This window comes from Catellatospora paridis (assembly GCF_009720365.1).
Lineage (GTDB): Bacteria > Actinomycetota > Actinomycetes > Mycobacteriales > Micromonosporaceae > Catellatospora > Catellatospora paridis.
Genome location: NZ_ML769314.1, coordinates 503,921 through 524,788, shown reverse-complemented (window position 1 = coordinate 524,788; position 20,868 = coordinate 503,921). Strand labels below are relative to the sequence as shown.

Sequence of the window (20,868 nt, the reverse complement as noted above, 5' to 3'; positions counted from 1 at the left end):
GCAACCTCCCCGACGGAGGTCGGCGTTCTGTCGGGGCGCAGGTGATCAGAATGGTGGGAGGCCAGGGTGAGCGCAGGAAGCGCCCGTCCCACGGGGGCCAGGCCCCGCAGTTGCGAACTACAGGAGGACATGTGACCACGCAACGCAGTGGGGGCGAACTCACCGACCCCATGACGGTCGACGAGTTCCGTGCCACGACGAATGCCATCGTGGCCAACATCGAGCAGGTCATCGAGGGCAAGACCGCCACCGTGCGGCTGGCCCTGGCCGTGCTGCTGGCCGAGGGCCACCTGCTCATCGAGGACGTGCCCGGCGTGGGCAAGACCAAGCTGGCCAAGGCGCTGGCCCGGTCCATCGACTGCTCCGTGCGGCGCATCCAGTTCACCCCCGACCTGCTGCCCAGCGACGTCACCGGGGTCAGCGTCTACAACCAGGAGACGCGCGACTTCGAGTTCAAGCCGGGCGCGGTCTTCGCCAACCTGGTGGTCGGCGACGAGATCAACCGGGCCTCGCCGAAGACCCAGTCGGCGCTGCTGGAGTGCATGGAGGAGCACCAGGTCACCGTGGACGGCGTCACGTACGCCATGGAGATCCCGTTCATGGTGGTCGCGACGCAGAACCCGATCGAGATGGAGGGCACGTACCCGCTGCCCGAGGCCCAGCGCGACCGGTTCACCGCCCGCATCGCGATGGGCTACCCCGACGCCGCGGCGGAGTACGCCATGCTCGACGGCTACCACTCGCACGACCCGCTGGAGGACCTGACCTCGGTCGTCGACGGCGGCACCGTACGCCGGCTGATCGCCACGGTACGCAGCGTGCACGTCGCCGAGGCGGTCAAGCGCTACGCCGTGGAGCTGGTCACCGCCACCCGCGAGGCCCCCGAGCTGCGCCTGGGCGCGTCCCCCCGGTCCACGCTGCAGCTGTTGCGCACGGCCAAGGCCGTCGCCGCGCTGGACGGCCGCGACTACGTCGTGCCCGACGACCTGCAGACCCTCGCCGTGCCGGTGCTCGCGCACCGCGTCATCCCGACCGCCGACGCGCAGCTGGCCCGGCGTACCACCGACGCGATCCTGTCCGAGCTGGTGCACCGCCTGCCGGTGCCGCACGACCGCGGCGGGCGCTCCCCCTACGACACCCGCCCGGCGACGCCGCCCAACTCCTTCTACGACCGGCGGGGCTGACCGATGCGTGAGGCGCTGCGCGGGCTCACCACCCGCGGCCGCTCGTTCCTCGCCGCGGGGGCGGCCGCGCTGCTGTGCGCGCTCGCCCTCGGCGAGAAGGACCTGATGCGGGTGGCGGTGCTGCTGGTGGCGCTGCCGCTGATGGCGGCGGCGTACGTCGGCCGGGCGCGCTACAAGCTCGCCTGCACGCGCAGCCTCGACCCGTACCGGGTGCAGGCCGGCGGCAGCGCGCGTGTGCTGCTGCGGCTGCAGAACATGTCCCGCCTGCCCACTGGCACGCTGCTGCTGGAGGACCGGCTGCCGTACGCGCTGGGCAGCCGCCCCCGCCTGGTGCTGGAGCGCCTCGGCGCGCAGCAGGCCAGCTCGGTGGCGTACACGGTGCGCGCCGAGCTGCGCGGCCGCTACGAGGTCGGCCCGCTGACGCTGCGCATGACCGACCCGTTCGGGCTGTGCGAGCTGACCCGCTCGTTCCCCAGCGCTGACAAGCTCACCGTCATCCCGAACGTGTCGCCGCTGCAGCTGGTCCGGCTGGCCGGGGAGTACTCGGGCACCGGCGACAGCCGCGCCCGCTCGGTCGCCGTGCACGGCGAGGACGACGCCGCGACCCGCGAGTACCGCCGCGGCGACGACCTGCGCCGGGTGCACTGGCGCTCGACCGCCCGGGTCGGCGAGCTGATGGTGCGCCGCGAGGAGCAGCCGTGGGAGAGCCGGGCCACCGTCCTGCTCGACACGCGGCTGGGCGCGCACCGGGGCGAGGGCCCCACGGCCAGCTTCGAGTGGGCGGTGTCGGCCTCGGCCAGCATCGCGGTGCACCTGCGCCAGGCCGGATACCGGCTGCGCCTGGTCACCGACACCGGCGCCGACATCGATGCCACGGAAGGCGTCGGCGACGGCATGCTGCTCGACCACCTGGCCGAGGTGAAGGCGTCCCCGCGCGGCGACGTCGGCAGCCTGGTGGAGCACACCCGGCGGCGCGCCGACGGCGGCCTGATCATCGCGGTGCTGGGCCTGCTCACCGCCGAGGAGGCGCGCCTGCTCCTGGCCCTGCGCACCAGCGGCACCACCTGCGTGGCGTTCTTCCTGGACGCCAGCACCTGGCTCAACCTGCCCGCGCCGGCCCGCGAGGCGGCCGAGCACGAGCACGCGGCGGCGGCGCTGTCGCTGATGCAGAGCGGCTGGCGGGTCGTCCGGGTCAAGCACGGCGACCAACTCCCCACGCTGTGGCCGCAGGCGGCCCGGGGCCAGCAGGGCTTCGCGGTGCGCGCGGCGATGGCCGAGACGGTCACCATGGGAGGCGGCCGATGAACTCACGACGTCATCTGGGCCTGGTCGCGGGCGCGGCCACGGTGCTCGCGTCCGCTCCGATCTCGGCCATCTTCGCCGGCTGGAGCTGGCTGTTCGAGGGCGGGCTCATGGTCGCGATGGTGACCGGGGCCGCGCTGGGCGCGCGCTCGCTGCGCGGGCGGCTCTGGGCCCAGCTGCTGGCCATGCTGGCGGCCCTGCTGATCGGCCTGACCTGGTTGTTCGGCGAGGACACCGCGATTCTCGGACTGATCCCGACACCGGACACATTCGCCCAGTTCGGCAAGCTGTTCGCGCTGGCCGGCGAGGAGGTCCAGAAGAGCTACGTGCCGGTGCCGGACCTTGCGGGGCTGCTGTTCGTCAGCGCGCTGGGCATGGGCGCGGTGGCGATCCTGGTGGATCTGTGCGCGGTGGGGCTGCGCCGCCCGGCGCTGGCGGGCCTGCCGATGCTGGCCATCTACTCGGTGCCGGTCGCGGTCTACATCGACTCGGTGTCGCCGATCCCGTTCATCGTCGGCGCGACCGGCTTCCTGTGGCTGCTGGTCAGCGACAACGTCGACCGGGTGCGCCGCTTCGGCCGCCGGTTCACCGGCGAGGGCCGCGGCGTCGACGTCTGGGAGCCGTCCCCGCTGGCGTCGGCCGGCCGGCGGCTGGCCGTGGTCGGCGTGCTGGTGGCGGTCGCGCTGCCGCTGGCCGTGCCCGCGATGAGCGCGGGCTTCCTCGGCGAGTTCGGCAGCGGCGACGGCCTCGGCCAGGCCGGCAAGGGCCCCCGCGGCAACGGCCGGGTGGACCTGTTCGCCGAGCTGAGCGGGCGGCTCAAGCAGGCCGGCGTGCAGGACATGGTGAAGGTCACCACCAACGACCCGGACCCGTTCTACATGCGCTTCGGGGTCGCCGACCAGATCAGCGGCGGCGGCTTCGCCAGCCACCAGCCCACCGGCCAGCCGGTCAGCGACAACCTGCCCGACCCGTCCGGGCTGGACCTCAGCTCGGTGCGCTCGCAGGCCGCGACGGCCCGCGTCGAGATCACCGAGAACTTCGCCATGCCGCTGCTGCCGGTCTACTCGGCGCCGACGTCGATCCGCGGGCTGGACGCCGCGTGGTCGTACGACCCGTCGCTGCAGATCGTCTACTCGCAGCGGGCCAACTCCGCCGAGCGCTCGTACGAGTTCGACTACGTGCGCGCGGAGTTCACCCCCGATCAGCTGCGCACCGCGCCGACCATGGCCGCGTCCGACACCAACCAGCGCGAGTACAGCCAGGTGCCCAAGGTGCCCCAGGTGCAGACCCTGGTGGACAAGCTGGTCGAGGGCAAGACGAACAACTACGACCGGGTCCGTGCGCTCTACGACCACTTCTCGGCCAAGAACGGCTTCAAGTACGACGTGGCGGCCCCGGCGGGCACCTCCGGCGCGGCCATCGCGGACTTCCTGAACAACAAGCGCGGCTTCTGCGAGCAGTACGCCGCGGCGCTGGCCTGGATGGTGCGCACCGCGAAGATCCCGGCGCGGGTGGCGTTCGGCTTCACGCTGGGCGGCTCGGCGGACAACGGCGTACGCACCCTCACCAACCGCAACCTGCACGCCTGGACCGAGGTCTACTTCTCCGGGTTCGGCTGGGTCCCGTTCGACGCGACCCCGTCGACGTACGTGGTGGGCTCGGCCCCCACGGCATGGGCCCCGGACGTGGACGCGCCCGAGGCGACCCCGGGCGGCGTGCGCCCCTCGCTGAGCCCCGGTGCCAGCGGCGGCCCGGAGGGGCCGGGCGGGCCGTCGCGGGACCCGATCGACCCCGACGGCGGCGTGATCGGCCCGATCCTCGTCGACGACGAGCTGCCCACCTGGGTCTGGGTGGCGAGCGGCGGCGTGGTGCTGCTGCTGGCACTGCTGATCACCCCGGCGCTGCGGCGCACGATGCTGCGCCGGCGGCGTGGCATGCGCACCGCGGTGGCGGCGCCCTCCGGCGGCGGGTTCACCGAGGTCGGCGTGTCCGCGGCGGACTTGACCATGACCGTGGTCGGGGACACCGACGCGGCCCGGCGGCAGGCCCACGCGGCCTGGGACGAGCTCATCGACACGATGATCGACCACCGGCTGGTGGTCGATCCGGCGGAGACGCCGCGGGCCACGGTCGAGCGGCTGATCAGCACCGCGCTGCCCGCGTCGGTGGCGGTGGAGCAGGCGCGCCTGCTCGGCATGGCCGAGGAGCGGGCCCGGTACGCGCCGGTGCCGCTGTCGGCCGAACGCCTCACCCCGGCTGTCCGCGCGGTGCGCCGGGCCATCGCGGGCGAGGCCGACCGGGGCGTGCGCCTGGCGGCGCTGCTGATGCCGCCGTCGGTGCTGCTGCGGTGGCGCAACGCGGCGTACGCCGGGTTCACCGCGCTGTCGGTGCGGATGGCCCGGCTGAGCGGGATCGGCAAGCGGGTGCTGCGGCCGCTGCGGCCCGGGCGGCTACTGCGCTGACCCGCGCATCGAGCCAAGTGTGATCGAGGGCCGCCCCATCCGGGGCGGCCCTCGTCGTCGTCGTGGCACCGGCGCGGCACGCCGGTGCAGGGATTCAGCGGTCGAAGTCGCCGCGCTCGCGCCAGCGGTTCTCGAGGCGGTCGATGATGCCGCCGGTGCGGCCGCCCCGGCTGCCGCCTCGGGTGCGCCGCGTCGCGGTGCCGCCCACGGAGCGCAGTTCGGCGGTCTGGCTGCGCTTGTGCGCCAGCATCCAGAACGCCGCCGCGCCGAGCATCAGCACGAAGCCGACGACGCCCAGCCACAGCTTCTCGCTGTCGGCGACGCCGTACACGACCAGGCCCAGGCCGGCGAGGATGAGCACGGCGGAGATGATGATCCGCCGGCGGGCATGGAACTTGGGATCGCTGTGGCGGACGGCCGAAGCGAACTTCGGATCTTCGGACAGCGACCGCTCGATCTGCTCGAACAGCCTCTGCTCGTGCTCGGATAGCGGCACGGCTCTCCTCCCCGGTCCGCCAGGTCGACGTTCCCTTCCAGGGTGCGACAGAGCGCCGATTCCCCAGATGAAGATCGCCAAACCGTGAATACGTGTCGCAGCCGGACGACTGCTACCCGTCAGTCTACGAGGGCGGTGGCGGGTCGGAAAGCGGGACGACCATGCCCGGAGCGGGATTTTGCGGCCGCGGGGTCGCCGCACCCGCAGAACGCCGGGTCGTACCGAGAAGACTGGCCGGACGGAGGGCCCCGCGACCGAACCGGGCGATGACAGCATCACCGGCCACCTCGGCCTCTCGCCAGCCGTCCTCCTCCTCGCCGAGTGCCAGCTGACGCACCGCCCCCTCCGCTGCCAGCAGCCCCTCCAGCCGCACTCCCACCAGCCGGATGCGCTGCTGGGCCCGCACCGCTTCGAACAGCTCCCAGGCGGTGGCGAGGATGTCGTGTGCCACATCGGTCGGTCCGGGCAGCGTGCGCGAGCGGGAGATGGTCCGGAAGTCGGCGAACCGCACCTTGATCGACACTGTCCGCCCGGCCTGTCCGGCCGCGCGGGCCCGGGCGGCCACCTTCTGCGCCAGCGCCAGCATCGTCTTGCGCAGCGCCTCCGGTTCGCCCAGGTCGGTGTCGAAGGTCACCTCGGCGCCGATCGACTTCTCCTGGTGCTCGGTGCTGATCTGGCGCGGATCGCGGCCCCAGGCCAGCTCGTGCAGGTGCGCGGCCAGGGACTGCCCCACCGCGGCCCGCAGCAGGCCGGGCGTGGCGTCCGCGACGTCGGCGACGGTGCGCAGGCCCAGCCGGTGCAGCGCCTCCTCGGTGCGCTCGCCCACCCCCCACAGCACCGACACCGGCAGCGGGCGCAGGAATTTCAGCGTCTTGTCGGCGGGGATGACCAGCATGCCGTCCGGCTTGGCCCGGGTGGAGCCGAGCTTGGCCAGGAACTTGTTCGGCGCGACCCCGATCGAGCAGGTGAGCCGCAGCTCCTCGGCGACGCGGCGGCGGATCAGCCGGGCGATCTCGGCCGGCGGGCCGAACAGGCGGCGGCTGCCGGACACGTCGAGGAACGCCTCGTCCACCGACAGCTGCTCGACCAGCGGGGTGATGTCGCGGAACACCGCCATCACGGACTGCGAGGCCTCGGCGTACGCCGTCATGTCAGGGGGGATGAAGATCGCCTGCGGGCAGCGGCTGCGGGCCATCGCGGTGGGCATCGCACTGCGCACGCCGTATGCCCGCGCCTCGTAGCTGGCCGAGGAGACCACCCCGCGCCCGCCGGTGCCCCCGACCACCACCGGCAGCCCGCGCAGCTCCGGCCGGCGACGCACCTCGACCGCGGCGAAGAAGGCGTCCATGTCGATGTGCAGAAACGGGCAGCCCGAATCGTCACCGTCAGGCCCGAAGCCCTTAGGCGCCCCACCCCCGGAAGCACGTCCCACAACCCCGGACGCTACCGCCACGGTGAGACACCCCGCCCCCGCCGGGAGGCGGACTCGGCCTGCAGTTTCTGCGGAACTGCGCGAAGCGCGGCGGTCAGGGTCGGTAGACGAGCAGCGGGATGCGCATCTCGGGCTCGGTGAGGGAGCCGTGCATGGCGATCAGGCGGGCGACCGACGGCGGGTCGGTGGCTGTGGCCAGGATTGCCCAGTCGTCGCGGCAGACCACGACCACTTCGCCGAGGCGGGCCGCGTGCCGCTCGCCCAGGGGCCCGTACCAGCCGGTGGCGATCGCCTCGTCGCGGGAGCCGACCCAGGCCGCGTGCCCGGCCCGGGACCGCCAGGCGGCCAGCACGTCCGCGGTCGCGCCCGGCGCGGTGTGCAGGTAGCGCACCCGCGGCTCGCCGGTCACCACCCGCACTCCGGCCGACAGCGCCGGGTCGGCGTGCACGTCGATGCGGTGGTCGGCGGGCACGTCGAGCTGCCCGTGATCGGCGGTGACCAGCAGCGCGGCGTCCTCGGGCAGGCCGCCGACGAGCCGGGCCAGCAGGTTGTCCACCTCGGCGGCGGCAGCGGCCCACTCCACCGAGGTGAGTCCGTGCTCGTGGCCCGCCTTGTCCAGGCGCGGGTGGTAGCCGTAGACCAGGGCGCGCGCCGGGGCCTCCTTCAGCGCCGTGAGCATGCCGGTGGCGAGGGAGTCGACGTCGACCGCGGGCACGTAGCGCGCACCGGCGCTGGTCGCCGTGGTCAGGCCGCTGCCCGCGTACTCGGGGCGGTTCACCACCGTGGTGTCGATCCCGGCGGCGGTTGCGGCGGCGTACAGCGGCGGCACCGGCACCCATTCCGTCGGCGATGGATCGTCGGCCCATACGGTGTGGTTGAGCACCCGGTCGGCGCCCGGAACGATGGTGTTGAACGCCAGCACGCCGTGCGCGCCCGGCAGCGCGCCGGTGGCGAGGCTGACCAGGCTGGTCGGGGTGGTCGACGGGAAGCCGCAGGTGGTCGACAACGCCAGGCCGAGCTCGCCGCGCAGGGTCGCCGCGATCACCGGGGCGACCGGGGCCATCGCGGGCAGCTGGTGCCGGCCCATCCCGTCGACGAGCAGCACCGCGATGCGGCGTACGCCGTCGAGCCGGGCCGCCAGGCCCAGTCGGTCGGCCAGGCCCGGCACGCCGAGCGCGGCCAGCGCGCCGGGCAGCACGTCGGCGAGCGTGCCCTCGTCGTAGTTCGGCGCGACGAACACGGCAGCCTCCCGGCGGGTCAGTGGTCGGTGTGGCCGCGGCGGCGGGCCAGCAGGTGCAGCTGGGTCGCCACGTCCCGGTACGGCGGCACCGCCGACGCGGCCAGTTCGAAGGCCAGCAGCGCCTCGGGGTCGGCGTCGGCGACGACCCCGGGCACCAGGTCGGCGACCACGCGCACCCCGTGCGCCTGCTCGACGTGCAGCCCGGCCTCGGCCAGCAGCGCCTCCGCACCGATGAGGTCGAACCGGCGCCGCACCGTGTCCCGCCCGGTGACCCGGGCCTGCGCGTCTGCCAGCAGCGCGGCCGCGGCCTGCCACTGCCCGGCGACCGCGCGCGACAGCACCGCGGCGGCCCGGTTGGCGACCAGGATGCTGGCCGCGCCGCCCGGCCGCAGCGCGTCGTGCAACGCCTGCGCGACCGCGTCCGGGTCGTCGACGAACTCGAACACGGCGTGGCACAGCACCAGGTCCGCGGCGGCGGGCGGGATCAGGTCGCCGAGCGAGTCGGCGTCGCCCTGCAGCGCACGCACCCGTTCGGCCACGCCCGCGTCGGTGGCCCGGCGCAGCAGCGACGCCAGCGCATCGGGGCTCGGATCGACGACGGTCACGGTGTGCCCGGCCTCGGCCAGCGGCACGGCGAACCCGCCGGTGCCGCCGCCGACGTCGACGACGCTGAGCGGGCGGCCGTCCTGTCCGGCCAGCTCACCACGCAGCACCGACCAGATCACAGCGGTACGGGGTCCCGCAATGCGGGCTTGCGCCACAGTTCGCTCCACGCCGCCGAGCCTAGCGGCCGCCCGTGGCGTGTCGTCGGGGCACGCCGTCCGGGCGGGGCGCCGGGACGAGCCGCTGACGGGGGTCAGCTGTCGCCCCGCAGCCTGCCCTCGACCGGGCCGCGTTCGATCACGAGCTTCGCGCCGAACCGCTCCATCAGCTGAGCCGTCTGCTCGTCGCTGAGGTCGGCGCGCATCTGCACGGCGCAGGCGTATCCGTCGATGCTCAGCGAGAACGTCAGCGCGTCGGCGGTGGGCAGGAACCGGCGCTCGCTCAGCTCGACGACCACCTTCTCCAGGTCGACCCGCGAGTGCGGGCAGGTCACCAGCCGGTAGGGCTTGCCCTTCACGTACTTCTCGACGCCTTCGACGACGCCGGGCAGCCCGTTGCCCTCGTGCACGCCGAGCACGACGGTGCCCTTCGCGTCGATCCCGGTGCCGACGAACGTCTCCCAGTGCCCGCGGATGTACTCGTCGAGGCTGGCCGGCTCACCCGCCACCACGACCCGGACCACGCTGCCCCGGGGCAGGCTGGTGCCGCCGGGCGGATCGGTCACCGCGACGACGCCGCGGTCGAGGAGCAGCCCCGGCTCGTACTTGACCAGGGGCACCAGCCCGGCCTTGCCGAACTCCTTGTCCAGCAGGCCGATGCCGCCGTCGACCACCTGCGGCACCCGGGTCGTGACGACCACCGCGTCGGCCGACGGCTCCGGCACGTCCGCGGGCGGCAGGTTGCGCGCGGCGCATCCGGCGACCGCACCGGCGAGCACCAGCGCGGCGACCCGCGCCGGCCAGCTCCGCTGTCCGCTCATGTCCAGCCTTTCCTACGTGGCGTGCCGCCCGGCCTCAGGAGGTGAGGATGGTCGCGTTGAGGTGGGTCTCGATGTTGGTCAGCTGCTCGGCGACGACGCCACGGCAGCCGCTGGTGCAGCCGACGATCATCCCCAGGGCGATGGCGTTGCTGGCGCCGGATCTGATGTAGACCGGGCCGCCGGAGTCGCCGGTGCGCACGATGATGTCGCCGTTGCGGCCGCCCTCCATGAGCCCGCCGGTGCAGCCTTCGGCGTCGCAGATCATGGCGTTCAGGCCGATCACGGTGACCCCGCAGGTGGCCTTGGTGACCATGCCACTGAGGCAGACCACGTCGCCGACCAGCGGATTGCGCTTGGCGGTGATGTTGCGCTGGGTCGGGCAGCACGGGTCGGTGTGGATGACGTTGTCGTAGGTCTCCGCCGAGGAGCCCACGAAGAGCATGTCGTATGCCGGGTAGTCGCTCTTGCGCGAGCCGGTGCCCCAGTACTGCGTCGAGGAGTAGATGTTCTGCCCGTTGCCGAAGCAGTGCCCGGCGCTGATGCCGCCGCTGTACACCGCGGTGTCCCCGGCGACCGACTTGCGCCGGGCGACGAACGCGGTGGTGCAGGTGTTCGTCGCGCCGGAGTTGACCCGCACGCCCGCGCCGCCGAAGTGCGCCTCGCCGTCGTTGAGCCGGCCGGTGCGCGCGGCGGTGTCGACGGTGACGTCCGCGACCTCGCCCAGCGCGTCCCGCAGAGCCTGCGCGGCAGCCGGGAAGCGGGGGTCGAAGGTGACCTGGTAGCGGGAGTCCGCGGCGCGCAGGCTGTAGCTGAACGTCGCCCGCGCCGCGTCGGGGTGCCAGGCGCGGCCCTCGAGCAGCTCGTCGGCGGCGGCCAGGCGCTCGGCGGAGAAGCAGCCGACCTTGACGGCCGTCTTCATGGCGACCGCGCCGTCGGCGGCCTTCGCCGCCGTGGCCAGGCCGCTGTCGAGGGTGGCCGCCCGGGTGCGCTGCTCCGGGGTGACCACGATGGTCACCGTCTGCGTGTTGTGGTCGATCGCGGTGCCGATGTAACCGCGGCGCACCTGGTCGGCGATGCGCTCCTTGCCTCCGGTCACGCCGAGGGCCTGCCGCGCCGCCGTCTGCACGGCGCGGTTGGCCTCGCGGGCCGGCTCGGTGTCGAGCCACTGCCCGTAGGCGGGCGCGCGGTCGGCGGTCAGGCTCGCGGCGAGCCCGGCGGGCGGCGCGGCGACCTGGCAGTCCACGGTGAGCGCCGGCACGGCCTGGGCGGGCAGGGAGGTGACCAGGGTGGCCAGCAGCAGGCCGCAGCCGGCCACGATCGACGACGTTTTCCGCATCTGGTGTCCGTTCGTCCCAGGGGTGATGGGTCGAGCGAACGCTATCGACAGATTCACGTCCACACAAGACGTACGGTCGTCCTTTATGGACCGCGAGTAATCGGCGCGCTACTAACGGAAATCCCTAGACGCGACCGGGGTCGCCACGGTCAGCGGCGCGAGCTGATCCGCGACCAGGTTACGCACCCCCGACGCCGATTCCAGCCGCCCGCGGACCAGCAGCGCCGCGCTGCCCCGGGCCACCTTGCGGAAGCGGAGCCACAGGCCGGGTGAGCAGACCACGTTGAGCATCCCGGTCTCGTCCTCCAGGTTGAGGAAGGTCACCCCGCCCGCGGTGGCCGGCCGTTGCCGGTGTGTCACCAGGCCGCCGACCAGCACCCGGGACCCGTGCTCGACCCCGGTGAGCCGCGCGATCGGCAGCGCGCCCGCCGCGGCCAGCCGCTCGCGTACCAGCCGGATCGGGTGGTCGTCGGGGGACAGCCCGGTCGCCCATACGTCCGCCACCAGCTTGTCCACCGCGTCCATGCCGGGCAGGGTCGGCGCGTGCACGCCGACGACCGTGCCGGGCAGCCGGTCGGGGGTGTCGGTGGCGGCCGCGCCCGCCGCCCACAGCGCCGCCCGCCGGTCCAGGCCGAAACAGGCGAAGGCGTCCGCGGTGGCCAGCGCCTCCAGCTGGGTCGCGGGCAGGCCGGCCCGCCGGGCCAGATCGGTCATGTCGGCGTACGCCCCGGCGCGCTCGCGCTCTTCCACGATCCGTTTCGCGACGTCCTCCCCCAGCGTGCGCACGCTGTCCAGGCCGAGCCGCACCGCCGGGCCGCCCAGCCCCCACTGCGACGGCTGCTCCCCCGGCACGCTGCCCGACCGGTCCCCCGCCGCCCACTCGATGTTGGCCTTGACCAGGCTTGCGTTGATGTCCGGGCGGCGCACCTGCACCCCGTGCCGCCGGGCGTCGTCGACCAGCGACTGCGGCGAGTAGAAGCCCATCGGCTGCGCCCCGAGCAGCGCCGCGCAGAACGCCGCCGGGTGGTACCGCTTGAGCCAGGCGCTGGCGTACACCAGGTAGGCGAAGCTGATCGCGTGGCTCTCCGGGAAGCCGTAGTTGGCGAACGCGGCGAGCTTGGCGTAGATGTCGTCGGCCAGCTCCGGCTCGATCCCGTTGCGGGCCATACCCTCGAACAGGCGCTCGCGCAGGCGTTCCATCTTGTCCATGGACCGCTTGGAGCCCATCGCCCGGCGCAGCTGGTCGGCCTCCACCGGGGTGAAGTCGGCCACGTCGATGGCCAGCTGCATCATCTGCTCCTGGAACAGCGGCACGCCCAGGGTCCGGGCCAGCGAGTTGTGCATCCGCGGGTGCGGGATGTCCACCGGCTCCAGCCCGTTCTTGCGCCGGATGAACGGGTGCACCGAACCACCCTGGATCGGGCCCGGCCGGATCAGCGCCACCTCCACCACCAGGTCGTAGAAGCGCTCCGGGCGCAGCCGCGGCAGCGTCGACATCTGCGCCCGGCTCTCCACCTGGAACACCCCGACGGTGTCGGCGCGGCACAGCATCTCGTACACCTCGGGGTCGTCCGGCTTGAGATCGCCGAGGTCCAGCTCCTGGCCCAGGAAGTCGAACGCGTAGTGCAGCGCCGACAGCATGCCCAGCCCCAGCAGGTCGAACTTGACCAGGTCCACCGCCGCGCAGTCGTCCTTGTCCCACTGCAGCACGGTGCGGCCGGGCATGCGCGCCCACTCCACCGGGCACACCTCGATCACCGGCCGGTCGCAGATGACCATGCCACCGGAGTGGATGCCCAGGTGGCGAGGGGCGTTGAGCAGCTCGTTGGCGTACTCCAGCACGTGCTCCGGGATACCGTCGACGTCCTTGGCCGACACCCCGTGCCAGCGGTCGATCTGCTTGCTCCAGGCGTCCTGCTGCCCCGCCGAGAAGCCGAACGCGCGGGCCACGTCGCGCACCGCCGACCGCGGCCGGTACGAGATCACGTTGGCGACCTGCGCGGTGTGCTGCCGGTCGTAGCGCCGGTAGACGTACTGGATGACCTCCTCGCGCCGGTCGGACTCGATGTCGACGTCGATGTCGGGCGGCCCGTCGCGCTCCGGGGCCAGGAAGCGCTCGAACAGCAGGCCGCCCTCGCCGCCGACCGGGTCCACGTTGGTGATCCGCAGCGCGTAGCAGACCGCCGAGTTCGCCGCCGACCCCCGCCCCTGGCAGTAGATGTCCACCTCCCGGCAGAACCGGACGATGTCCCAGACCACCAGGAAGTAGCCGGGGAACTCCAACTGCTCGATCATCTTCAGCTCGTGCTCGATGCGCTCGTACGCCTCCGGGTACGCCTGCCGCGGCCCGTACCGCTGCGCGGCCCCCTCGTAGGTGCGCTCGCGCAGGTAGGCCACCTCGTCGACCCGGTTGCCGTCCTCGTCGGTGAACGGCGGCAGCTTCGGGGCGACCAGCCGCAGGTCGAACGCCAGCTGTTTACCCAGCTCCGCGGCGTACGCCACCGCGCGGTCCGCGCCCGGATACGGCATCGCCGCGAACCGGGCCGCCATCTCCGCACCCGTTCGCAGGTGCGCGGTAGCCGCCGCGGGCAGGTAGCCGTCGATCTGGTCCAGGCTGGTGCGGGCGCGCACCGCCGCGGTCACCGTGGCCAGCCGCCGCCGCGCCGGGGCGTGGTAGTGCACGTTGTTGGTGGCGAGCACGGGCAGCCCGGCCCGCTGCGCCAGGTGCGCCAGGACCTCGTTGCGGTCGCCGTCGGACGGGTCGGCGTGGTCGGTCAGCTCCACCACCACGTTCTCCGCGCCGAACAGGTAGGCCAGCCGGTCCAGCTCCCGCGCGGCCGCCTCCACCCCCTCGGTGAGCAGCGCATGCGGCACCGCGCCCTTCCGGCACCCGGTCAGGATCACCGCGCTGCCTTTGAGGGTCTCGGCGATCTTCTCCAGCTCGTACTTCGGCCGCCCCTTCTCGCCGCCCAGCAGGTGCGCCTCGGACAGGGTCCGGGCGAGCTTGGCATACCCCTCCGGCCCCCGGGCCAGCGCAAGCAGATGGGTGCCCGCCGGATCCGGCGGTCCCCCGCCCCGCGGCAGGCCGGCCAGGTTCAGCTCCGCCCCGAACACGGTCGGCAGCCCGTGCTCCCTCGCCGCCTCCGCGAACCGCACCACCCCGTAGAACCCGTCGTGGTCGGTGATGGCCAGCGCCTCCAGCCCCAGCCGGACCGCCTCGGCGACCAGCTCCTCCGGATCACTGGCCCCGTCCAGAAAACTGAAATTGGTATGACAGTGCAGCTCCGCGTACGGCACCGCCGTCTTCGGCCGTTCGATCCGCTCGGCCCGATACGGCTCCCGCTTCCGCGAGAACCCCGGCGCATCCCCTCCGTCGGCGACCAGCGGATCGACCACCTGGCCGCCCCGCATCCGCCGCTCCAGCTCCGCCCAGGGCAACTGGTTCTGACTATCGAACCCCACTCGAACAACTGTACTAACCCCCAGCTCACCACCCGGCCCGGGGGTCGCGTTGATCATGAACCTATGGCACGGCTCGACGGCGTGTCGCCGCCACAACTTCATGATCAACGCGGGAGGGGTCGGGGTGGGTCAGTCGAAGTGGAGGGTTATGGACCATTGGCCGGCGTTGAGGGTGAGCAGGAGGGCTCGGCCGGTCGACAGGAGGATCTGGAGGCGGGCGGAGCGGTGGGTGCGGCGGCCGTCCCACCACTGCTCCTCCACCGGCCAGGGGCCCGCCCAGCCGGTCACCTCGATCTTCCGGCCCTCCCAGACCAGTCGGGCCGGCGGGGCGCTGAGCTCCAGCCGGGCGCTGACCCGCAGCACCTCGCCGGAGGCGTCGAGCAGCTGCACCGGCTGCGGCTCCGGTAGCACCACGGCCGGTGAGGGCGGCGGCAGGCGGCCGGGCCACGGGCCGGCCGGTCGCTGCGGGGTCCGCTCGTCACCCCACGGCACCAGGGTGGCCTGCACGTCGGGGTCACGGCCGCCGCCGAGCACCCCGGTCACCACCGCCTCCGGACCGAGGATGCCCTGCACCCGGTGCAGCGCCCGGTGCGCCCGGTCGCGTTCCTGCCCGACGTCGCCCCACAGCCCGGCCTGTAGTCCGGCCTGCTGGACGAGCCCGTCCGGGATGAGCCGCAGCGCGATGATCCCGGCGGTCATCCGGCGCTGGGTGATCCACCCCTCCAGCTGCCAGCGGGTGCGGTCGGCGATGGCCTGCGCGGTGAGCACGCCGTCGTGGCGCCACACCCGGTGCAGCTCGCGGCCGTCGGCGGTGACCGCACTGATGGCCAGCCGGGTGGCCGCCATGCCGTATCCGGCGAGCCGCTCGTGCAGCCGCTCGGCCAGCGCCCGCGCGGCGAAGGCAGCGCTGTCGACGCGGTCCACCGGCTCGTCGTAGCGCTCCTCGACCTCCAACTCGGGCGGGGCCTGGCGGACCGCGAGCGGCCGGTCGTCGCGACCCGCGGCCAGGCGTTGCGCGAGCGCGGCGTCGAGCCCGAACCGGGCCAGCACGTCGCTGGGCGGCAGGTCGGCGAAGGCCCCGAGGGTATGCACCCCGAGCCGCCGCAGCAGGCTGGTCAACGCGGGCCGGTCCAGGGTGGTCACCGGCATCGCGGCCAGGAAGGCGGCGGTCTGCCCGGGGGCGATGATCCGCCCGGCCCGGGCGGCCAGCAGCGCGGCGAACGTCCCGTCAGCGACGCCGATCTGGGCCTCCACCCCGCACTCCTGCGCAACCTGCTCGACGATGCGCTCGGCGGCGACCTCCTCGCCGCCGAAGTAGCGGGCCGGGCCGCGGGCGGCGAACGCGCAGACGCCCGCGCGCAGCACCGCCACCGAGGCAGCGATCTCCTCCACGGCGGCGACCACGGGTTCGAAGGCCCGCACGTCGCGAACCGGGTCGTAGTCGATCACGATCACCTGCGGGCACCTGCTCTGCGCCTCGCGTTTGTGCAGGCCTCGGCGCACCCCTTCGGCGCGGGCGGCGGCGGAGGAGGCGACGACCCGGTTGGCGTGCAACACCGCGACCGGCCGGTGCGCGGGCACCCCGTCGAGCAGGTCGGCGGCGATGACCGGCCAGTCCGGACACCAGACGAGCATGGTGCGCTGGGCGGCGTCGCCCATCAACGCACCACCGGCGGCCGGGCCCGGCCGCTGCCCGCCGGGTGCGGCATCACCTCACCCGCGAGCTCGATCGGCACCGCCCCGGCAGGTTGCGGCACCCCGGTCATCCCTGCACCACTCGCAGGTGGCCCCGGCTCTGCCCCTCGGTCTGGGGCAGCGGCCGCGACGGTGACACGGTCACGGGTTCGGACGCCGGGACGGCCGGCCCGGACGGCGCGGGCAGCCACATGGTGACCCGGCGCGGGCGGCCCGCGGCCCCCCGACCCCGAGCCGAGACGGTCAGTTCGCGGGCACGCAGCCGGCCGTGGCCCCGGCCCAGCCCGATCCACATGCCCTCGACCGGGGACAGCACCACGTCGGCGCCCTCCCACCCGCCGCCGAACGGCACCAGCACGCTGCCGCGCTGGCGGGCGCGGGCGGCGAGCTGCTGGCGTACGGACGCGGCGACCGGCCCGGTCGGGGCGGCCACCACCACGTCAAACCCGTCGAGCAGCGCGCCGACGACCGTGGTCCACTGCGGGCCGGGGTGCGGCACGAGCGCCAGCCGGTCCAGGGCGATGCCCATCTCCGCGGCGGCGGCCAGGCCCAGGCTCGGCAGCCCGACCACGGCGCACCAGGAACCGGCGGACGACGCGGCGGACAGCAGGGCCAGGAGCAGCGAGGTGGTGCCGCCACAGTCGGGCGCGTCGGTCGAGGCGACCGCGATCGTGCTGCCCCGGCGCAGCCCCCGGCCGGGCAGCAGCTCGCGCAGCTCGGGCAGCACCGGCAGCATCCGGTCCGTGCCCAGCCCGGCCTGCTCGTCGGTGAGGTCGCTGGCGCGCCGCACCGAAGCGTGCTGCAACTCCATTGACCGGGCCTGGCTCAGCCCCGTCATGGCGTTCATCCCCCCGTCGTGCGTGGATATCGGTCGTTCTGATCCCCGGCGGCTCGTCCCCGGCGGACCGCAGGCGGGCGGCGCCGGGGACGAGCTGTCCGAGGTGCGCCCGGTCGGGCGCGGGCCCACCCCCGCGGGCCCGGACTCACCTCGTGAGCGTCAGCTCGCGAGCACGGGCTGGATCGCGAGATCCAGCGCCTCCTGCACCAGGTCGACGAAGTGGCCGGCCTGCAACATCAGGGTGTCCGCCTCCTCGGCGGTGACCCGGGCGATGCCGGCCTCGGCGGCGGATCTCTTGGCCGCGCCGGACGAGAACAGGGACGACCAGGCGCTCAGCTCGGGAGCGACCATGGCCAGCAGCACCCACACGCTGGTGATCTGGCGGCGCCGGACGGGCGCGGGCAGGGCCCGGGCGGCGATCACGGCGGCCGCGGCACGCAGTGCGGCGAGGTGGGCGGTGGCGTAGCGCTGCGCGTGGCCTCCGGTCTCCCGGGCCTCGGCGAGCCCGCGGCGGGCGAGGACGATCAGCTCGATCGGAGTGCGGTGCGGCAGCAGATGGGCCGGCACCTTCGTCGTGGCGTTCATGTCGGCGGCTCCCTCCATCGTCGGCCTATACCCGGCCGAACCCAGGGCTGTCACGCGGACCCGGATCGTTCCGGGCCGGGCGACCGCCCGCTTTCCGAGCCACGGAGGAAGACGTGGTGTAGCGCTTGCCGGCCGGGCGTGGAGCTTCCCCACGCCACGCCCGGACCGGCTCGCCGGTCGGGCGGCCATCCGCTGCCCGGGGGTCGATGGGCAGCGGATGGCACCCGCCTGGTCGGCCGCCGGAGCCGCGAATCTCCGGTGACCTGGGTCGGTGCCGCGAACACCGGCCCGGAGTTCGCGGTTGCGAACCGCTCCCCCCGAGACATGATCGAACACTTGTCCGAACAACGAGTAGAACGTTAGTTCGAAAAAATCGCGTTGTAAACCCTGGCCCGCGCCGTGTCACCATCCGGACCGCAAAGGTAAGGACCAGATGCGAATCCGCACATGACAACAGGTAGCCTCGAACAGTGCCGTTCCGTCCCCGGCCCGCTCTGGGCATCGCCATGGTCACGCTGGCCAGCCTGCTGTTCGCCGTCAACGGCACCGTCTCCAAGCTGATCCTGCGGGCCGGGGTCAGCGCGCCCGACCTGACCACGCTGCGCGCCCTGGGCGCCTGCGCCGGGCTGCTCGCGCTGGGCGCGGCGCTGCGCCCCGGGCTGCGCCGGTTCGCACTCACCGCGCGGCAGTTGCCGCTGCTCATCGCATACGGCATCACCGGTTTCCTCGCCGTGCCGATGCTCTACTTCGTGGCCATCGCCCGCATGCCGGTCGGCGTCGCGCTGCTGTTCGAATACACGGCGCCGCTGTTCGTGGCGCTGTGGGCCCGCTTCGGCCAGCGCCGTCCGGTGCGCCCGCGGCTGTGGGCCGGGCTGGCCCTGTGCCTGCTCGGCCTCGCCTGCGTCGCCGAGGTCTGGGGCGACCTGAGCCTGGACGGCGTCGGCGTGCTCGCCGGGCTCGGCGCGGCCGTGCTGCTCGCCGCGTACTTCATCCTCGGCGCGAAGGGCGTGGCCAGCCGCGACACCGTCTCGCTGACCGGCTGGGCGTTCGGCGTGTCGGCCGTGGCCGGCCTGCTCTTCCGGGCCTTCAGCGGCAGCGCCCCCGACTGGAGCGCGCTGGGCGGGCACACCGACGGCGGCACCCCGCTCTGGCTGCTCTGCGCCTACCTGCTGATCCTCGGCACCATCGTGCCGTACCTGCTGATCGCCGGCTCGCTGCGGAACCTGCCCGCGACGAGCGTCGGCATCCTCGGCATGATCGAACCGGTGCTGGCCGCCGCCGTGGCCTGGCTCACCCTGGGCGAGTTGCTCAACCCGGCGCAGCTGGCCGGCGGCGCGCTGCTGCTGATCGGCGTGGCGCTGGCCGAGACCGCCCGGGTGCCCGTGGCGGCGCTGATCGAGCCGGTGCCGCTGGGGCAGAATGAAGCCCGTGCCGTCGCACCCGACCCGGTTCGCGTGCACAGCACCCGCTGACCGACCGCGCCCAACGCCAAGACATGGATCGAGTGATGTTGTCGCACCCGAACGTGATCGCAGTCCAGCACGCGCTCGACGCCGCCGATGCCCGGGACCACACCGGCGCGGGCTGCCGGGTGATCGTCCTGGACGACGGCGTGCACACCGCCGCCGCCGCGGCCGCCGCCCTGGGCGTCGAGGCCGCGCAGATCGCCAACTCGCTGATCTTCGAGGTCGACGGCGAGCCGCTGCTGGTGCTGACCTCCGGCGGGCACCGGGTGGACACCGCGAAGGTCGCCGCCGACCTCGGCGTCGCCAAGCTGCGCCGGGCCACCCCCGAGTTCGTACGCGAGCACACCGGCCAGGTCATCGGCGGCGTCGCCCCGCTCGGCCACCCCAAGCCGGTGCGCACGCTCATCGACACCGCGCTCGCCGGATACGGCGAGATCTGGGCGGCCGGCGGGGTGCCCCAGGCCGTCTTCCCGATCACCTATCCGGAGCTGCTGAGGGTCACCTCGGCGACACCGGCGGAGGTCGCATGAGGCTGGTCCCCTGGACCTCGGACGACCTCGGCCGGCGCATGGACGACGTGCTGACCGTGTTCGGCGAGGCCATGTCGTACCACCCCCAGGCCCTGGCCGTGCGGCGCGGCTACATCACCACGCACCTGCACCGGCCTCACTTCCGGGCCATCGCGAGCCTGAGCGACATGGGCCAGCTGCTCGGCTTCGCCTACGGCTACCACTCCGAGCCCGGCCAGTGGTGGCACGACCAGGTCAGCGCGGTGCTCGACCCCGCGGCGCGGCAGCGCTGGCTGACCGACTGCTTCGAGGTGGTCGAGCTGCACGTGCGCCCGGCCGCGCAGGGCCACGGGCTGGGCGAGGCGCAACTGCGGGCGCTGCTGGCGATGACCGGCGCGGCGACCACGCTGCTGTCCACCCCCGAGGCCGACGAGCAGGCGTCCCGCGCCTGGCGGCTGTACCGGCGCACCGGCTTCGTGGACGTCTCCCGCCACCTGCTCTTCCCCGGCGACCCCCGCCCCTTCGCCGTCCTCGGCCGCCCCCTCCCGATGACCCACTGACGGGCAGCGGGTCAGGTCAGGACTTTGCGGACCACCGTGAGGAGCTGGCCGAGACCCAGCACGGCCAGGGAGAACCACAGGACCAGGACCATGGTCACGACGCCGGCCGCGAGATCGGGGCCGACCTGGGCCGTCGACGCGGCCGCGAGCAGCAGTGACAGCAGCGTCAGCCAGGCCCGGGTGGGCCGGTCGCCGATGGTCGCCGAACCTGCCGCGCGCAGCCCGACCGCCCCGGCCCGGGCCCGGATGTACTCGTGCAGCCACACCATCGCCCCGCAGGCCAGCAGCAGCGTCTGCTGCGCGCCGAGCGTCGCCAGCGCGATCAGCCAGCACACCTCGCTCATCCGGTCGAGCATGGTGCGGTAGAACGAGGCGAGCCGGGAGGTCCGGCCCAGCAGCACCGCCAGCGTCTGCCCGACCGTGTCCGCGGCCAGCCCCAGCACCAGGACCGGGACCGCCAGCGCGGGCCACGAGCCGCCGCGGGCCGCGATGACCGGCACCAGCACGGCACAGGCCGCGGCGACCGTCATGGCGTACGCGGGCCGCGCCCCCAACCGGGCCAGCACCCCGCCGACCGTGAACGCGGCACGCAGCCACTTGCGCAGCAGCGGACCCGCGTGGCGCGGGTCGTACCCGTCGTGCGAGTTCGACCAGCCGGAGACGTACCCGTCCCAGCTCGTGCCCGTCGTCGGCGCTGCCATGCTCCACTCCCGGTCCGC

Annotated in this window: 17 protein-coding genes; 6 read left to right on the top strand and 11 right to left on the bottom strand. The window is 73.8% G+C overall.

The annotated features are described in order from the left end of the window. Nucleotides 1-170: 170 nt before the first annotated feature. The 3 genes from F9C41_RS11475 to F9C41_RS11465 are packed head-to-tail and all read left to right on the top strand — an operon-like array spanning nucleotide 171 to nucleotide 4,948. Nucleotides 171-1,184 (top strand): AAA family ATPase, encoded by a 1,014-nt coding sequence (locus F9C41_RS11475; protein ID WP_155386951.1) that lies wholly within the window; start codon nucleotides 171-173, stop codon nucleotides 1,182-1,184. 3 nt (nucleotides 1,185-1,187) lie between these two features. Continuing rightward, on the top strand, nucleotides 1,188-2,489 hold the full coding sequence (locus F9C41_RS11470; RefSeq protein ID WP_155386667.1) for a DUF58 domain-containing protein: 1,302 nt from the start codon (nucleotides 1,188-1,190) through the stop codon (nucleotides 2,487-2,489). Continuing rightward, complete coding sequence (locus tag F9C41_RS11465) at nucleotides 2,486-4,948, top strand: transglutaminase TgpA family protein (protein ID WP_155386666.1); 2,463 nt, start codon at nucleotides 2,486-2,488, stop codon at nucleotides 4,946-4,948. Before F9C41_RS11470 ends, F9C41_RS11465 begins: the two co-directional genes overlap by 4 nt. 94 nt (nucleotides 4,949-5,042) lie before the next feature. On the opposite strand, the gene F9C41_RS11460 is transcribed toward F9C41_RS11465, so the two are convergent. From F9C41_RS11460 to F9C41_RS11415, 10 genes are all read right to left on the bottom strand, one after another. Beyond that, complete coding sequence (locus tag F9C41_RS11460; protein ID WP_155386665.1) at nucleotides 5,043-5,444, bottom strand: DUF3040 domain-containing protein; 402 nt, start codon at nucleotides 5,442-5,444, stop codon at nucleotides 5,043-5,045. Nucleotides 5,445-5,568: 124 nt separating this feature from the next. Continuing rightward, on the bottom strand, nucleotides 5,569-6,876 hold the full coding sequence (dinB, locus tag F9C41_RS11455; protein WP_269058909.1) for a DNA polymerase IV: 1,308 nt from the start codon (nucleotides 6,874-6,876) through the stop codon (nucleotides 5,569-5,571). Between the two features lie 94 nt (nucleotides 6,877-6,970). Beyond that, nucleotides 6,971-8,137 (bottom strand): alkaline phosphatase family protein, encoded by a 1,167-nt coding sequence (locus F9C41_RS11450; RefSeq protein WP_155386949.1) that lies wholly within the window; start codon nucleotides 8,135-8,137, stop codon nucleotides 6,971-6,973. Then, nucleotides 8,134-8,889: a methyltransferase domain-containing protein gene (locus F9C41_RS11445; RefSeq protein WP_155386663.1), complete on the bottom strand. Its 756-nt coding sequence runs from the start codon at nucleotides 8,887-8,889 to the stop codon at nucleotides 8,134-8,136. The genes F9C41_RS11450 and F9C41_RS11445 overlap by 4 nt, the downstream gene beginning before the upstream one ends. 83 nt (nucleotides 8,890-8,972) lie before the next feature. Beyond that, the gene (locus F9C41_RS11440; RefSeq protein WP_155386662.1) at nucleotides 8,973-9,698 is read right to left on the bottom strand and encodes a PASTA domain-containing protein; all 726 of its coding nucleotides are present in this window, start codon (nucleotides 9,696-9,698) and stop codon (nucleotides 8,973-8,975) included. A 34-nt stretch (nucleotides 9,699-9,732) separates the two neighbouring features. Further along, nucleotides 9,733-11,034 (bottom strand): chymotrypsin family serine protease, encoded by a 1,302-nt coding sequence (locus F9C41_RS11435; RefSeq protein WP_155386661.1) that lies wholly within the window; start codon nucleotides 11,032-11,034, stop codon nucleotides 9,733-9,735. A gap of 111 nt (nucleotides 11,035-11,145) precedes the next feature. Continuing rightward, nucleotides 11,146-14,445 (bottom strand): error-prone DNA polymerase, encoded by a 3,300-nt coding sequence (locus F9C41_RS11430; protein WP_407924694.1) that lies wholly within the window; start codon nucleotides 14,443-14,445, stop codon nucleotides 11,146-11,148. A 180-nt stretch (nucleotides 14,446-14,625) separates the two neighbouring features. Next, a complete protein-coding gene (locus F9C41_RS11425; RefSeq protein WP_155386659.1) occupies nucleotides 14,626-16,155 on the bottom strand; it encodes a DNA polymerase Y family protein in 1,530 nt (509 codons plus the stop codon). A gap of 103 nt (nucleotides 16,156-16,258) precedes the next feature. Then, nucleotides 16,259-17,029, bottom strand: coding sequence for a hypothetical protein (locus F9C41_RS11420; RefSeq protein ID WP_330164751.1), 771 nt, complete (start codon nucleotides 17,027-17,029; stop codon nucleotides 16,259-16,261). 159 nt (nucleotides 17,030-17,188) lie between these two features. Next, nucleotides 17,189-17,614 (bottom strand): SAV_6107 family HEPN domain-containing protein, encoded by a 426-nt coding sequence (locus F9C41_RS11415; RefSeq protein ID WP_155386658.1) that lies wholly within the window; start codon nucleotides 17,612-17,614, stop codon nucleotides 17,189-17,191. Between the two features lie 470 nt (nucleotides 17,615-18,084). Between F9C41_RS11415 and F9C41_RS11410 the strand changes: the two genes are divergently transcribed. From F9C41_RS11410 to F9C41_RS11400, 3 genes are read left to right on the top strand one after another with little or no spacing between them, the layout of a single operon-like run. Then, nucleotides 18,085-19,086 (top strand): EamA family transporter, encoded by a 1,002-nt coding sequence (locus F9C41_RS11410; RefSeq protein ID WP_155386657.1) that lies wholly within the window; start codon nucleotides 18,085-18,087, stop codon nucleotides 19,084-19,086. A 35-nt stretch (nucleotides 19,087-19,121) separates the two neighbouring features. After that, complete coding sequence (locus F9C41_RS11405; protein ID WP_120316139.1) at nucleotides 19,122-19,610, top strand: YbaK/EbsC family protein; 489 nt, start codon at nucleotides 19,122-19,124, stop codon at nucleotides 19,608-19,610. Then, entirely contained in the window at nucleotides 19,607-20,149 is a 543-nt protein-coding gene (locus F9C41_RS11400; RefSeq protein ID WP_155386656.1) for a GNAT family N-acetyltransferase, read from the top strand. The genes F9C41_RS11405 and F9C41_RS11400 overlap by 4 nt, the downstream gene beginning before the upstream one ends. Nucleotides 20,150-20,160: 11 nt before the next feature. On the opposite strand, the gene F9C41_RS11395 is transcribed toward F9C41_RS11400, so the two are convergent. After that, nucleotides 20,161-20,850, bottom strand: a complete 690-nt coding sequence (locus tag F9C41_RS11395) for a CDP-alcohol phosphatidyltransferase family protein (RefSeq protein WP_155386655.1) — start codon at nucleotides 20,848-20,850, stop codon at nucleotides 20,161-20,163. Nucleotides 20,851-20,868: the final 18 nt, after the last annotated feature.